Annotated in this window: 9 protein-coding genes; 2 read left to right on the top strand and 7 right to left on the bottom strand. The window is 62.4% G+C overall.

The features are described from left to right. Positions 1 to 60 precede the first annotated feature (60 nt). From V8J63_RS24095 to V8J63_RS24065, 7 genes are all read right to left on the bottom strand, one after another. The gene (locus V8J63_RS24095) at positions 61 to 1,692 is read right to left on the bottom strand and encodes a BatD family protein (protein WP_039763946.1); all 1,632 of its coding nucleotides are present in this window, start codon (positions 1,690 to 1,692) and stop codon (positions 61 to 63) included. After that, the gene (locus V8J63_RS24090; protein WP_076562558.1) at positions 1,689 to 3,425 is read right to left on the bottom strand and encodes a vWA domain-containing protein; all 1,737 of its coding nucleotides are present in this window, start codon (positions 3,423 to 3,425) and stop codon (positions 1,689 to 1,691) included. The genes V8J63_RS24095 and V8J63_RS24090 overlap by 4 nt, the downstream gene beginning before the upstream one ends. After that, complete coding sequence (locus V8J63_RS24085; protein WP_336464724.1) at positions 3,422 to 4,501, bottom strand: vWA domain-containing protein; 1,080 nt, start codon at positions 4,499 to 4,501, stop codon at positions 3,422 to 3,424. The genes V8J63_RS24090 and V8J63_RS24085 overlap by 4 nt, the downstream gene beginning before the upstream one ends. After that, on the bottom strand, positions 4,494 to 4,991 hold the full coding sequence (locus V8J63_RS24080) for a DUF4381 domain-containing protein (RefSeq protein WP_336464723.1): 498 nt from the start codon (positions 4,989 to 4,991) through the stop codon (positions 4,494 to 4,496). Before V8J63_RS24080 ends, V8J63_RS24085 begins: the two co-directional genes overlap by 8 nt. Further along, positions 4,988 to 5,932: a DUF58 domain-containing protein gene (locus tag V8J63_RS24075; RefSeq protein WP_016774988.1), complete on the bottom strand. Its 945-nt coding sequence runs from the start codon at positions 5,930 to 5,932 to the stop codon at positions 4,988 to 4,990. The genes V8J63_RS24080 and V8J63_RS24075 overlap by 4 nt, the downstream gene beginning before the upstream one ends. Before the next feature lie 5 nt (positions 5,933 to 5,937). After that, the gene (locus tag V8J63_RS24070) at positions 5,938 to 6,897 is read right to left on the bottom strand and encodes an AAA family ATPase (RefSeq protein WP_007913915.1); all 960 of its coding nucleotides are present in this window, start codon (positions 6,895 to 6,897) and stop codon (positions 5,938 to 5,940) included. Positions 6,898 to 7,128: 231 nt separating this feature from the next. Then, positions 7,129 to 7,482 carry a hypothetical protein gene (locus V8J63_RS24065; protein WP_016774987.1) on the bottom strand — a complete coding sequence of 118 codons (354 nt, stop codon included), beginning with the start codon at positions 7,480 to 7,482 and terminating at the stop codon, positions 7,129 to 7,131. Positions 7,483 to 7,776: 294 nt separating this feature from the next. Here V8J63_RS24065 and V8J63_RS24060 point away from each other — a divergent pair, with 294 nt between their 5' ends. Together V8J63_RS24060 and V8J63_RS24055 are read left to right on the top strand one after the other, a co-directional pair. Beyond that, entirely contained in the window at positions 7,777 to 9,171 is a 1,395-nt protein-coding gene (locus V8J63_RS24060; protein WP_016774986.1) for a hypothetical protein, read from the top strand. A 479-nt stretch (positions 9,172 to 9,650) separates the two neighbouring features. Beyond that, on the top strand, positions 9,651 to 14,546 hold the full coding sequence (locus tag V8J63_RS24055) for an NAD-glutamate dehydrogenase (RefSeq protein WP_125927361.1): 4,896 nt from the start codon (positions 9,651 to 9,653) through the stop codon (positions 14,544 to 14,546). The last annotated feature ends 36 nt before the right edge of the window (positions 14,547 to 14,582 follow it).

Below are 14,582 nucleotides of genomic sequence, written 5' to 3'. Positions count from 1 at the left end.
CCTTCGGCAGCTCCTACACTCAATCCGTAGGGCCTGCCAAAGGCTGCGATCTTTCGCTTTTCACTTCGGATAAAGCGGCGGCAATCCACTCTCACTCACCGGATCCTGCACGCGCTCGGCGGCGGGAATAGTTCGGATCGCCCGCCACAAATCCTCACCCTGCCAATGCTGCCCCGTCTCGCTGTACAGCGCACCATTCAACCCGTCCAACGCGTCCGACAACGGTACAAACCGCGCGGCCATGTCTGCCAGTGTCTCCGGCTGCTGCCGCGCCCAGGCGTCCAGTGCCTGGCGGGTGGCGTGGGGGTCGTTGGCCTGGCTGGCGCGTTTGATGTCGTCGAGCAGGGTGCGTGGGCTCGGGCCGGTCTGGGCGGCGCGGTGGATTGCCGGTTGCCAGCGGGCGCGCCACCAGAGGCCGAAGCCGAGCAGGGTGGTGCAGGCGAGGATCAGGGTGCTGAGTTTCCACCACCACAGGGTGTCGTTGTCGGGCGTACTCGGTTGCAGGGTGCCGGCCGGGGTGTCGATTTGCAGGCTGGGGTTGTTCGCCACTTGCAGGGTGCGCGCGGGCAGGCTGCTGTGTTCGAGGTGGTCTTCGAAGGTGTTCCACCAGACCACGTCGACGGTCGGCAGGTCGATCGCGCCGCTGCGGCTTGGCACCAGGGCTTCGCGTTCTTCGCGGCTGCCGATGATGCCGCGGTCGCTGCTCTGGTTGCTCAGCACCGGTTGGTCGGGGTAGCGGCGCAGGCCGTTGACGTCGGTGGCGGGAAGGGCTGGCAGTTGCGAGCTGGCGAGGCCTTCGACTTTCAGGGTCAGGCTGCGGGTCAGGGAATCGCCGACCTGGGTGTGATCCGGTTCCGGGCTCCAGCTTTCGCTGAGGCTGAGGTTGCGCGCCGGCAGCCAGGGTGCATCGACCGGGTAGGTCAGCGGTTTCGGTTTGACCGTCAGCGGAATCGACGCCGAGCTGACGCGCATCAGTTTGCCGGGCTTCGGCCCCGAGGCGTCTGCCGATGGCGCGGTATCGACCAGCGTGGCGCTGAACGTCTGCGGGGCGATCGTCAGCAGGCCGCTGTGCTGCGGATAGATCGCGTAGCGCATCTCGATCACGCCGTGGCGCAGGCCGTTGATGTCTTTCTCGTAGGTGCGCGTGTCGCCGAGCTGTTCGATGCGCGCATCGGCGATTTGCAGCGGGCTCAGGCTGCTGTCGTCGTACAGCGAAACCGAGTGATAAATGCGCAAGGTCAGGATGGCTTGGGCCTGCACATAGACGCTGGTCTGATCGAGGCTGGCTTCGATGAACACCGGATCGAGGCTGTTGTTGTCTTCGCGGTTGTCGCTGGCGATCACCTGCACGGTGATCGGCTGGCTCTGTGCGTCGCCCAGTTGCAGCGGCGGAATCACTACGCTGCCGTTCTCTTTCGGCAGCAGGGTGATGATCCAGCGTGTGGTCGCGCGGTTGTCGCCGTTGAGGGTGTTGAGCTGGTTGACCTGGCGCGTGCCGCGCACTTCGAACAGCGCTTCCAGCGCCGACAGATCGGGCTTGCCGAACTGGGTGACGTCGTCAGTTTCGAGGGTGAGCTCGACCGTCTCGCCGGAGTTCAGGCGACTGCGATCCACGCTGGCGGTCAGCTCGGCCGCCTGAGCGGTGGCCGTGCAGATCAGCAGGGGCAGCAAGAGAGCGGTGAAGCGGGTCATCGATTGTTTTCCTGATCCTGATGTTGTTGCTGTTCGTACCAGAATTTGCGCCTGAGCAGTTCGCCCGGGTCGTCCGGGATCTTGCCCAGCCATTGTTCGAGCGCCTGACGCTGCTCGCCTTCGAGGTTGTTCTCACTCGGGCGCAGGGTCGGCACCGTGTCGGTTTCCTCTTCCTCGTTGCTGCCGGGGATTTCATTGGGGCCGGGCAGCGGCGGGGCGGTCGGCGGCGGTTCGCTGGCCGACTCGGCCGGTTGCGCCTCGCTCTGGGTTTCACTGCTCACCGCCGGAGGGGGCGCGGTGGTGGGCGAGGGCTCATCGCCGGGCAGACTTTGTTCGTTCGGCTGGTTATCCGGTTCGGGCGGCGGCGGGGCGTTTTTCTGCTTCAGCAGGTTTTCCACCAGCGCCTTGTTGGTCTGCGCCGGACGCAGATCCGGTTGCAGCTCGAGCGCCTGTTCGTAGGCATCGATCGCCGCTTCCAGCTCGCCACTTTTTGCCAAAGCGTTGCCACGATTGTAGTGGGCGCGGGCATCGCTGCCCTCGGCAAAACGCTGAGCGGCGCCACTGTAGTCGCCGGCCTCGTACAACGCCACCCCTTGCCATTGATGATCGTCAAAATGCTGCGCGGCTTCGGCCGGGCGTTTCTGCTTGAGCAAGTGCAAACCTTGCTGGTCGGGGCGCAGCCACAAGTCTTCGAAATCGAAAGCGTAGCTCGGTTGCGGCAGGCACCACAGCAGCGGCAGGCAGAACAACCAGCCACGGCGCCCGGCACACGCCGCCAGCAACAGCAGCGGCAACAGCAGCCAGTAACCCTGATCGGCCCACGTATCGAGGCGCACGGTCTGGCCGTCGTCGCGCAGGCTGCGCGGGCCGTTGAGCAGGCCAAGAGCGCCGAGGTCAGCTTCGTCGAGTCGCGCCGGGTGATACTCACCGCCGACGCTGTTTAGGAATGTCGCCAGACCAGGACTGTCGAGTTGCGGCACGCGGATCGCGCCTTGCTCGTCCTTGAGGAAGCTGCCGTCCTCCTGGGCAATCGGCGCACCTTCGGCGGTGCCGATGCCGAGCATCAGCAGTTGCGTCGACTCGCCATTGAGCGCACGGCGAATGCCTCGCCGTTCTTCCTCATTGAGCGACGAACCGATCAGCAGAATCCGTCCCTGTCCCAGCGCACCTTGCTTGAGCAACGCTAGCGCCTTGTCCACGGCCAGATCGGCGCGGTGGCCGGCTTCCGGCATCAGCGACGGCTTCAGCGCGTCGAGCAGGTTGCGGCTGGTGGCCAGATCATCCGACAGCGGCACCAGCGTGTGCGCGCTGCCGGCATAAACGACGATGGCGGTCTGCGCATCGCTGCGCGCCTGCAACAGGTCGAACAGCTTGCGCCGCGCCTGTTCGAGACGCGTCGGCGGCGAGTCGGTGGCGAGCATCTCCGGGGTCAGTTCGAGCACGACTACCAGCGGATCGGCGGGTTTCTGGCTGGTCTGTTCGACGCGCTCCCAGCTCGGCCCGAGCAAGGCCAGAATGGTCAGCAACCACGCCACGCCAAGGGCGATCCACGGCAGTTTGCTCTGCCGACCGCTGCCGCCACTGAGCAGCGCAGCGTGGAATGCCGGCGGCAGAATCATCTGCCAGCGACCGGCACGTTTCTGTCGGTGCCAGAGTTGCCAGAGCAGCCAGCCGAGCAGCGGCAACAGCAGCAGCCACCAAGGTCGGAACCAGTGCGGCCAGAGCGCGATCATCGGCGCCTCCGCAGGCGCAAACGCTGCAAGCGCTCACGCCAGTCCGGCAGCGGACTTTGCAAATACAGTTGCTTGGTAAACAGGCGTTGCAGCGGATTGTCCGGCCACAGTTCGCGAACGACCAGCAACAGGCTCAACCACAGCGCCAACGCCAGCGGCCAGTGATACAAGGCTTGCGCCGGGCGTGCCTGAGTCGGTTGCTGGGTCACCGGTTCAAGCTGGTCGAGGGTGTCCTTGATCGCTTGCAGCTCCAGGCCGTCGTGGGCGCGGAAGTACTGGCCGCCGGTGATTGCGGCGATGGCCTTGAGCGCCGGCTCATCCAGATCAAGGCTCGGATTGACCCCGAGCAGGCCGGTCGAGCCGCTGTCCTCGGGATTGGCGCCGATGCCGATCGGATAGATTCTGACGCCCTCGCTGGCGGCGAGTTTTGCGGCCGTCAGCGGATTGATTTCGCCGCCGTTGTTGGCGCCGTCGGTGACCAGAATCAGCACGCGACTTTGCGCCGGGCGCAGACGCAGGCGTTTCAGGGCCAGGCCGATGGCATCGCCGATCGCGGTGTTCTTGCCGGCGATGCCGATCCGCGCTTCATCGAGCCAGACGCGCACGGTGCGCCGGTCAAAGGTCAGCGGTGCTTGCAGGTAGGCCTGACTGCCAAACAGGATCAGGCCGACGCGGTCGCCATCACGGCTTTCAAGGAAATCGCCGAGCAAGTGCTGCACCAGCGACAGGCGACTGACTTCTTCGTCCTGCCACTGCATGTCGGGGAAATCCATCGAGCCGGACACGTCTACCGCCACCAGCAGATCGCGACCGCTGGCGGCAATCGGCAGCGGTTCGCCGAGCCATTGCGGGCGCGCGGCGGCGGTCAGCAAAATCAGCCACAACAAGATAAACGGCGCCTGCTGCCGCCACGCCGGCAAGTTGGCGCGGGCGCGGCGGCGGGCGAGGCCTTCGAGGTCGGCGAGGAAACTCACTTTGAGCGCCGGCTCGCCGCTGTCGGCCACCGGCAGGACAAGACGCATCAGCCACGGCAGCGGCAACAGCACGAAGATCCACGGCCAGGCGAACTCAAACATGTTTGCGAATCCACGTATCGACCGCTTGGGTCAGGCCGGCGATGGCTTTGTCATCAAGTTTGCATTCCGGTTTGTACGCGCCTTCGACCAGCACCATCCAGCGCGTCAGGCCGGCAGCGGGGCAGCGGTTATCGAGGAAGGCCAGCCATTTGCGACCGTTGAGGGTGTGGCTCTGGCTGTACGGATAGTGGTTGCGGCACAGGCGTTTGAGCAGGCCGTTGAGTTGTTGCAGCCAGGCACCGGCCGGAGCGCCGTCGTAAGGCTTGGGCATTAGCGCCAGTTCGGCGAGCGCGGCGATGCGCACCGGGTCCAGCGGTTGCTCGGCGCGCACCACCGGGCGTTTCTTCATCGGAATGAAACGGCGCAGCTTCCACACGGCAAAACCCAGCAACGGCAACAGCAGAAGCAGCAGCCACCAGCCCGGCGCCGGTGGCCAGAAGGCGATCGGCGGCGGCGAGATCAGCGGTTGCAGTTGTTCGAGGCCGTTCATCGACCCTTCCCCGGACGCTGCGGGTTGAGGAACTCGCGCATCTGCTCGACCATTTCGCTCTGCGTGCTCAACGGCATCAGCAACACCCGCAGCTTTTGTGCGAGCAATTCCCAGCGAGCTATGCGCGCTTCGGCCTGGGCGCGGTAGGTCTGGCGCAGGTCGAAGTTCAGCGTGTCGATTTCCAGCTGCGCGCCACGCTCGGCAAAGCGCAGCAGGCCGGCGGCGGGCAGAGCATGATCCAGCGGATCGGACAGCGGCAACATCAGCAGATCACAATGCCGCGCCAGCAAACTCAGTTGTTGTTCGGCGCTGTCGGACAGCGCGCGTTCGTCGCAAATGACGATGGCCAGACTGCCCGGGCGCAGCACTTCCCTCGCGCGGCGCAGGGCCACGCCGAAGGCATCGCGATCCGGCTCGCGCTCGCTGTGCAGCGACTGATTAACCTTGACCAGGCGGTTGAGCAATTGCAGCAGGCTCTGCTTGCTCCGGCGAGGCTTGATTTCGTAGTGCTCGTTATCACCGAACACCAGCCCGCCAACGCGGTCGTTGTGCCCCAGCGCGGCCCAGCCAATCAACGCCGCGACCTGCGCCGCCAGTACCGACTTGAACATCAGCCCCGAGCCGAAAAACAGCCGGGTGCTTTGCTCGACCATGATGAAAATCGGTCGCTCGCGCTCTTCGTGGAACAGCTTGGTGTGCGGTTCCTGCGTGCGCGCAGTGACGCGCCAGTCGATGGTGCGCACATCGTCACCGGCCTGATACACCCGCACCTGATCGAAGTCGACGCCACGGCCACGGAATTTCGAGTGATGCAGGCCGATCAGCGGGCTGCGCTGACTCGGCGTGGAAAACAGTTGCACCTCGCGCACGCGGTGACGCATTTCGATCAGCTCGGCGAGGCTGATGCGGATACCGGGTTCGGAGGGCAGGGCGGCGTTCATGGGGGTCAAGCGACGGCGACGACGTCGAGAATCCGCTGCACCACGCGATCCTGATCGATGCCAGCGGCTTCGGCTTCGAACGACAGAATGATGCGATGGCGCAACACGTCGAACAGTACGGCCTGAATGTCTTCCGGGCTGACGAAATCGCGACCGGCCAGCCAGGCATGAGCGCGGGCGCAGCGATCGAGGGCGATCGAGCCGCGCGGACTGGCGCCGTAGGCGATCCACTCGGCCATTTCCGGGTCGAACTTGGCCGGGTTGCGCGTGGCCATGACCAGTTGCACCAGGTATTCCTCCACGGCGTCGGCCATGTACAAACCAAGGATTTCCTTGCGCGCGGCGAAGATCGCCTGCTGGCTGACCCGGCGCTCGGGCTTGGTCTCGCCGTTCAACGCCTCGCCACGGGCCTGCTGGAGGATGCGCCGTTCAACAGCGGCGTCGGGGAAGCCGATCTTGACGTGCATGAGGAAACGGTCGAGCTGGGCTTCCGGCAACGGATAGGTGCCTTCCTGTTCGATCGGGTTCTGCGTGGCCATCACCAGAAACAGCGGCGACAGCTCATAAGTGCTGCGCCCGACGCTGACCTGACGCTCGGCCATCGCTTCGAGCAAGGCCGATTGCACCTTGGCCGGCGCGCGGTTGATTTCGTCGGCCAGCACCAGGTTGTGGAAGATCGGCCCTTGCTGGAAGACGAAACTGCCGGTTTCCGGACGGTAGATTTCGGTGCCGGTGATGTCGGCCGGCAGCAGGTCGGGGGTGAACTGAATACGATGGAACTGGGCTTCGATGCCCTCGGCGAGTTCTTTGATCGCTTTGGTCTTGGCCAGACCGGGAGCGCCCTCGACCAGCATATGGCCGTCGGCGAGCAGGGCGATGAGCAAACGCTCGATGAGTTTTTCCTGGCCGAGAATCTGCGTTGAAAGAAAGGTTCGCAGCGCCAGCAGCGCTTCACGATGTTCCATCGGTGACTGTTCCTGGAAAGGGGGTGGCCGGGGCGTTCGGATAACGCCGGGGCTGGGGGCGTTACTTTAATCCATCGCGGGGGGCGGCGACTAACGGCATTTTGTGCAAAAGAGCAAAAGATTGGGCGCTGGTTCCGGCCTCTTCACGAGCAGGCTCGCTCCCACAGGGTCTGATGTACGCATTCCAATGTGGGAGCGAGCCTGCTCGCGAAAGGGCCAGCCCGGTCAACATCAAACCTCGCTGATAAAGGTCCCGGTCCCATCGAGAATATTCTTCAAAGTCTCAACAACCTCATCCATATCCACCATATCCGGATTAAAACTGATCTCCAGCACATCATCGCCATTCAACGCATCGGCATCCGCCGCAGCAATCTCGATCTTCAGCAGTTTCGACGTCAGCGTCACCTTCACCCCGTCAAGCGTCGAAGGCTCGCCATCCAGCGTGATCTCCAGCTCATCCTCATCCGGATAACGGCTCATCAGGAACATCTCGCCCTTGTCGCTGTGGCAGCAGAGCATGGCCATGTTGTCTTCTTCGTCGTCGCACGGGTTGACGATCAGTAGGGCGGTGGTCATTTGCATTGGGGGAAATCCTGGGCAGTGGCGGCGGTGAATCTGTTCGAAGGCGCGATTTTGCCAGTCTCAACCGGTTTGCGCTGCCTGCATCGGTAAAAAGTGGCAAAGCAGGACATTTCTGTCGCCCGGTTCCGAGCGGCAAGAAGGGAAAATCCGACGCCGGCGTAAGGCAATTACCGGATGGGCAAAATCCACCCGAAAGTGCGATTTTTCGCTTGTGATCGCCGCCTTTTTACCGTTAGTTTCGCCGCTCTTGCGCAATGGAGTGCGTTACGACAACCCCAAAAAGGGAACTTTGCCATGACCCAATATTTCGACCGCGCCGAAGAAATCCGCCACCTGTCCGATGAACAGATCGAGGAAATCTACAAGCGCTATCTCGAAGGCGAGAAAACTGCCGCGCTGATGGCGGAATTTCAGATCCCTGCAACGGTGCGCAGTCTGCTCAAGGTTTTGCCCCCGGTTATCAGTGCCGACCTCAGTTGTCCTTACTGCAAACTGCCGATGTGGGTGCGCCGACACGCCAGGGGTACTCCGCTTTCGCTGCGCAGTACCTTCAAATGCGTACGCTGTGAGCACCAGCAAAGCCTACCCGGCACCAATACCCGCCACACGACTTGCAGCTGCACAGAATGTTTCAAGGTGCGCCAGCAGCAGCTTGCCGCCCGGGCCACGCGTGATCGCCTGGAATTGGAAGCTCGGTATGGCGCGCGATGCCCCGCAGTGCCTTACGCCAATCTGGGGTTTGTGCAGAAGCTGACGTTGCTCGCTTTGCTGGATGATGGTTATGGCGCGACCGTTGAATGGATTGCGCCGTTGAATGCGCCATCCAGAGAAGAGCTGCTCGCACTGACGTTCGAGGCCCGTGAAGAGTTGCTCAAAAGCCTGCACGAAGCCGGGGTGCTGGCAGTTTCCACCGATTCCGACATCAACGCCTTCGATCGCAGCGAGGGCTGCAATATCCGCGAGTACAGCGCGGTGCGCTGGCTGCCCAGCGTCACGCTCGACGGCGTAACGCGCTGTGCCCGCGAGAATTTGTATCAGGTGCTGTATCAGGAGTTGTCAGGCAGCGTCAAAGCCGCCTGGAAGAGCGAAATCTATTCGCTGGTCTTCAGTCTCGCCCGCGAAGCGTCCATTCAATACATCCGTGTGCTGGCCGCTGAAGTGGATTTTGCCTTCACGGCCGAAGCCCGTGCCGAGGAGGTGGTCGGGCAGTTGCTGCAGGACTTCTCGGTGAGTCAGTTGTATTACTTCGCCCGCCTGGCGGTACGAAACGCCGCGCACTTTTATGCCACCGGCAATTCCAAAGGGCGCAGCCACGCCTCCAACACCATTCCGCGCAACATGCTGAGCACGGCGCAGGACGCGCTCGCGCGCAACTGGCGCAAGAACGCCCATCGCGATGCGCGAGTACCGCAAACGGCCTTGCAGCGCTTGCTCTACGACGTGGTGCTCAAGGACAGCGGCGCCGGATTTTCCAAATCGCCGGGCATGTACTGGCGTGACGAACTGGTCCCGCAGTTCTTTTCCGCCGTGGCGTTCGACAGCGACTTGCTCAGCCATCTGCGGCTGTTCTGCCGCGAATGCGATTCGAGCAACATTGACGCCAGCATGGACAAGCAGATCCTGCAGACGATGTGCTACGACTGCGCCACGGTGAGCAAATTCAGAGCCTTTGAGGAACTGCCGGACTGATCCGCGTCAACCGCTGGCGCTGAACCGGATGCCACGCTCAGGGTCGATAACAGGGCCTTGGGCGTTTTCGTTTCCGGATATGTAACGTCCTCGGCGACCGACCTGGCACGAAAGTCCCGTGAAACCGGGGTTTCGAACCTGCATTTCGGCGCACGCCTGCTAGTGTTGATGCAGGCCAAACCCTGCATTTACGTGCCAATGACCGAATATGTCGCAGCACCGCAAGCAGACACATTGTCGCACCCATTAAGCTGCGCAACGGATGAGCACCCGTAAAGGCATTGCTGGCAGCGTTGGCAGTCGCTTTTGCAGATGCTCATTCATGGAAGGTGAATGTGACCTGAGTGTCCCGTCCAGCTTCACCCACCTGTCTCCCTGTTTCCTCTGCCCGAGAATCAGGAACAGGGCGACACCAGCCCCGAAAGGGGTGTTGCACGCGACGCTTTCCATCAATAACAAGCTTAAGCGGAGTACCACAGATGGCGTTCTTCACCGCAGCCAGCAAAGCCGACTTCCAGCACCAACTGCAAGCGGCACTGGCGCAGCACATCAGTGAACAGGCACTGCCACAAGTGGCGCTGTTCGCTGAACAATTCTTCGGCATCATTTCCCTGGACGAGCTGACTCAACGTCGTCTCTCCGACCTCGCTGGCTGTACTCTCTCTGCGTGGCGCCTGCTTGAGCGCTTCGATCACGCGCAACCGCAAGTGCGTGTCTATAACCCCGATTACGAACGCCACGGCTGGCAGTCGACCCACACCGCGGTCGAAGTGCTGCACCACGACCTGCCATTTCTGGTCGACTCGGTGCGTACCGAGCTGAACCGTCGCGGCTACAGCATTCACACCCTGCAGACCACCGTGCTCAGCGTACGTCGTGGCAGCAAGGGCGAATTGCTGGAAGTCCTGCCAAAAGGCAGCACCGGCGAAGGCGTGCTGCACGAATCGCTGATGTACCTGGAAATCGACCGTTGCGCCAACGCGGCCGAGCTGAATGTGCTGAGCAAAGAGCTTGAGCAGGTGCTCGGTGAAGTGCGCGTCGCCGTCGCTGACTTCGAGCCGATGAAAGCCAAGGTGCAGGACATCCTCACCCAGCTGGACAACAGCGCCTATCCGGTCGATGCCGACGAAAAGAACGAAATCAAGAGCTTCCTGGAATGGCTGGTGGGCAACCACTTCACCTTCCTCGGCTACGAAGAGTTCGTGGTTACCGATCAGGCCGATGGCGGCCACATCGAGTACGACCAGAATTCCTTCCTCGGCCTGACCAAACTGCTGCGCACCGGCCTGACCTACGAAGACCTGCGCATCGAAGACTACGCCGTGTCCTACCTGCGCGAACCGACCCTGCTGTCGTTCGCCAAGGCTGCGCACCCGAGCCGCGTACACCGTCCGGCTTACCCGGACTACGTGTCGATCCGTGAAATCGACGCCGACGGCAAAGTCATCAAGGAACACCGTTTCATGGGCCTGTACACCTCCTCGGTGTATGGCGAGAGCGTGCGGGTCATCCCGTTCATCCGCCGCAAGGTCGAAGAAATCGAGCGCCGCTCCGGCTTCCAGTCCAAGGCTCACCTGGGCAAGGAACTGGCGCAGGTCCTCGAAGTGCTGCCGCGTGACGACCTGTTCCAGACCCCGGTCGACGAACTGTTCACCACCGTGATGTCGATCGTGCAGATCCAGGAACGCAACAAGATCCGCGTGTTCCTGCGTAAAGACCCGTACGGTCGCTTCTGCTACTGCCTGGCCTACGTGCCGCGCGACATCTATTCCACCGAAGTCCGCCAGAAGATCCAGCAAGTGCTGATGGAGCGCCTGAAGGCGTCCGATTGCGAATTCTGGACCTTCTTCTCGGAATCCGTGCTGGCCCGCGTGCAGCTGATTCTGCGCGTCGATCCGAAGAACCGCCTCGACATCGACCCGGTACTGCTGGAAAAAGAAGTGGTCCAGGCCTGCCGCAGCTGGCAGGACGACTACGCCGCACTGACCGTCGAAAGCTTCGGCGAAGCCCACGGCACCAACGTGCTGGCCGACTTCCCGAAAGGCTTCCCGGCCGGTTACCGCGAGCGTTTTGCCGCGCATTCGGCCGTGGTCGACATGCAGCACCTGCTGAGCCTCAACGAAAAAAATCCGCTGGTGATGAGCTTCTATCAGCCGCTCGGTCAGGTCTCCGGCCAGCGCGAGCTGCATTGCAAGCTGTATCACGCCGACACGCCGCTGGCGCTGTCCGACGTCCTGCCGATTCTGGAAAACCTCGGCCTGCGCGTGCTGGGTGAATTCCCGTACCGTCTGCGCCACACCAACGGCCGCGAATTCTGGATTCACGATTTCGCCTTCACCGCCGCTGAAGGTCTGGACCTCGACATCCAGCAACTCAACGACACCCTGCAGGATGCGTTCGTGCACATCGTGCGTGGCGATGCCGAGAACGATGCGTTCAACCGTCTGGTGCTGACCGCCGGTCTGCCATGGCGCGACGTGGCGCTGCTGCGTGCTTACGCGCGTTACCTGAAGCAGATTCGTCTGGGCTTCGACCTGGGTTACATCGCCAGCACTTTGAACAACCACACCGACATCGCTCGTGAACTGACCCGGTTGTTCAAGACCCGCTTCTACCTGGCGCGCAAGCTCGGCAGCGATGATCTGGAAGACAAGCAACTGCGTCTGGAACAAGCGATTCTGACCGCGCTGGACGATGTTCAGGTGCTCAACGAAGACCGCATCCTGCGTCGTTACCTCGACCTGATCAAAGCCACCCTGCGTACCAACTTCTATCAGACTGACGCCAACGGCCAGAACAAGTCGTACTTCAGCTTCAAGTTCAACCCGCATGCGATCCCTGAGCTGCCGAAGCCAGTGCCGAAGTTTGAAATCTTCGTCTACTCGCCACGCGTCGAAGGCGTGCACCTGCGCTTCGGCAACGTTGCCCGTGGTGGTCTGCGCTGGTCCGATCGTGAAGAAGACTTCCGTACCGAAGTGCTCGGCCTGGTAAAAGCCCAGCAAGTGAAAAACTCGGTCATCGTGCCGGTGGGTGCGAAGGGCGGCTTCCTGCCGCGTCGTCTGCCACTGGGCGGCAGCCGTGACGAGATCGCGGCCGAGGGCATCGCCTGCTACCGCATCTTCATTTCCGGCCTGTTGGACATCACCGACAATCTGAAGGACGGCGCCCTGGTACCGCCGGTCAACGTCGTGCGTCATGACGACGATGACCCGTACCTGGTGGTCGCGGCGGACAAGGGCACTGCAACCTTCTCCGACATCGCCAACGGCATCGCCATCGACTACGGCTTCTGGCTGGGTGACGCGTTTGCCTCCGGTGGTTCGGCCGGTTACGACCACAAGAAAATGGGCATCACTGCCAAGGGCGCGTGGGTCGGCGTACAGCGCCACTTCCGCGAGCGCGGCATCAATGTTCAGGAAGACAGCATCACCGTGGTTGGCGTCGGCGACATGGCCGGCGACGTGTTCGGTAACGGCCTGTTGATGTCCGACAAGCTGCAACTGGTCGCTGCGTTCAACCATATGCACATCTTCATCGACCCGAACCCGAACCCGGCGACCAGCTTCGTCGAGCGTCAGCGTCTGTTCGACCTGCCGCGTTCGGCCTGGACCGATTACGACACCAGCATCATGTCCGAAGGTGGCGGTATCTTCTCGCGCAGCGCGAAGAGCATCGCGATCTCGCCGCAGATGAAAGAACGCTTCGACATCCAGGCTGACAAGCTGACCCCGACCGAACTGCTCAACGCCTTGCTCAAGGCGCCGGTGGATCTGTTGTGGAACGGCGGTATCGGCACCTACGTCAAGGCCAGCACCGAAAGCCACGCCGATGTCGGCGACAAGGCCAACGATGCACTGCGCGTCAACGGTAACGAGCTGCGCTGCAAAGTCGTGGGCGAGGGCGGTAACCTCGGCATGACCCAACTGGGTCGTGTGGAATTCGGCTTGAATGGCGGCGGTTCCAACACCGACTTCATCGACAACGCCGGTGGCGTGGACTGCTCCGACCACGAAGTGAACATCAAGATCCTGCTGAACGAAGTGGTTCAGGCCGGTGACATGACCGACAAGCAACGCAACCAGTTGCTGGCGAGCATGACCGACGAAGTCGGCAATCTGGTGCTGGGCAACAACTACAAGCAGACTCAGGCCCTGTCCCTGGCGGCGCGCCGTGCCTACGCGCGCATCGCTGAGTACAAGCGTCTGATGAGCGATCTGGAAGGCCGTGGCAAGCTGGACCGTGCCATCGAATTCCTGCCGACCGAAGAGCAACTGACCGAGCGCGTCGCTGAGGGCCACGGCCTGACCCGTCCTGAGCTGTCGGTGCTGATCTCCTACAGCAAGATCGACCTCAAGGAACAGCTGCTGGGCTCGCTGGTGCCGGACGACGATTACCTGACCCGCGACATGGAAACGGCGTTCCCGCCGACCCTGGTCAGCAAGTTCTCCGAAGCCATGCGTCGTCACCGTCTGAAGCGCGAGATCGTCAGCACCCAGATCGCCAACGATCTGGTCAACCACATGGGCATCACCTTCGTGCAGCGACTCAAAGAGTCGACCGGCATGAGCCCGGCGAACGTGGCTGGCGCTTACGTGATCGTGCGCGACATCTTCCACCTCCCGCACTGGTTCCGTCAGATCGAAGCGCTGGACTATCAGGTTTCCGCTGATGTGCAGCTGGAGCTGATGGACGAGCTGATGCGTCTGGGCCGTCGTGCCACGCGCTGGTTCCTGCGTGCCCGCCGCAACGAGCAGAACGCTGCCCGTGACGTCGCGCATTTCGGTCCGCACCTGAAAGAGCTGGGCCTGAAACTCGACGAACTGCTCAGCGGCGAAATCCGCGAGAACTGGCAGTCGCGCTATCAGGCGTACGTCGAAGCCGGTGTGCCGGAATTGCTGGCGCGTATGGTTGCGGGCACCTCGCACCTGTACACGCTGCTGCCGATCATCGAAGCCGCCGACGTCACCGGGCAGGACCCGGCCGAAGTGGCCAAGGCTTACTTCGCCGTCGGCTCTGCGCTGGACATCACTTGGTACCTGCAACAGATCAGCGCCTTGCCGGTGGAAAACAACTGGCAGGCTCTGGCCCGTGAAGCGTTCCGTGATGACGTCGACTGGCAGCAACGGGCGATCACCATCTCCGTCCTGCAACAGGGCGACGGTTCCCAGGACGTGGAAGCACGCCTGGCGCTGTGGATGGCCCAGCACGAAAGCATGATCGAACGCTGGCGCGCCATGCTGGTGGAAATCCGTGCTGCGAGCGGTACGGACTACGCCATGTACGCGGTGGCCAACCGCGAACTGCTGGATCTGGCGTTGAGCGGGCAAGCGATCGTGCCTGCGATCACTGCGAATGCCGAGCTTGAACTGGCGTAAGTAGTGGCTGAATGAAGAAGCCCCGCTCTCGAAAGA

It is taken from the genome of Pseudomonas sp. CCNWLW23, assembly GCF_037095675.1.
GTDB classification, from domain to species: domain Bacteria; phylum Pseudomonadota; class Gammaproteobacteria; order Pseudomonadales; family Pseudomonadaceae; genus Aquipseudomonas; species Aquipseudomonas atacamensis.
The sequence above is the reverse complement of the archived record's forward strand: the minus strand, read 5'-3'. Positions and strand labels throughout refer to the sequence as shown.

Coding starts and splice junctions, on each gene's coding strand:
- V8J63_RS24070 (WP_007913915.1), bottom strand. CDS start 6,897: ATGGAACATCGTGAAGCGCTGCTGGCGCTGCGAACCTTTCTTTCAACG.
- V8J63_RS24065 (WP_016774987.1), bottom strand. CDS start 7,482: ATGCAAATGACCACCGCCCTACTGATCGTCAACCCGTGCGACGACGAA.
- V8J63_RS24055 (WP_125927361.1), top strand. CDS start 9,651: ATGGCGTTCTTCACCGCAGCCAGCAAAGCCGACTTCCAGCACCAACTG.
- V8J63_RS24085 (WP_336464724.1), bottom strand. CDS start 4,501: ATGTTTGAGTTCGCCTGGCCGTGGATCTTCGTGCTGTTGCCGCTGCCG.
- V8J63_RS24075 (WP_016774988.1), bottom strand. CDS start 5,932: ATGAACGCCGCCCTGCCCTCCGAACCCGGTATCCGCATCAGCCTCGCC.
- V8J63_RS24095 (WP_039763946.1), bottom strand. CDS start 1,692: ATGACCCGCTTCACCGCTCTCTTGCTGCCCCTGCTGATCTGCACGGCC.
- V8J63_RS24060 (WP_016774986.1), top strand. CDS start 7,777: ATGACCCAATATTTCGACCGCGCCGAAGAAATCCGCCACCTGTCCGAT.
- V8J63_RS24090 (WP_076562558.1), bottom strand. CDS start 3,425: ATGATCGCGCTCTGGCCGCACTGGTTCCGACCTTGGTGGCTGCTGCTG.
- V8J63_RS24080 (WP_336464723.1), bottom strand. CDS start 4,991: ATGAACGGCCTCGAACAACTGCAACCGCTGATCTCGCCGCCGCCGATC.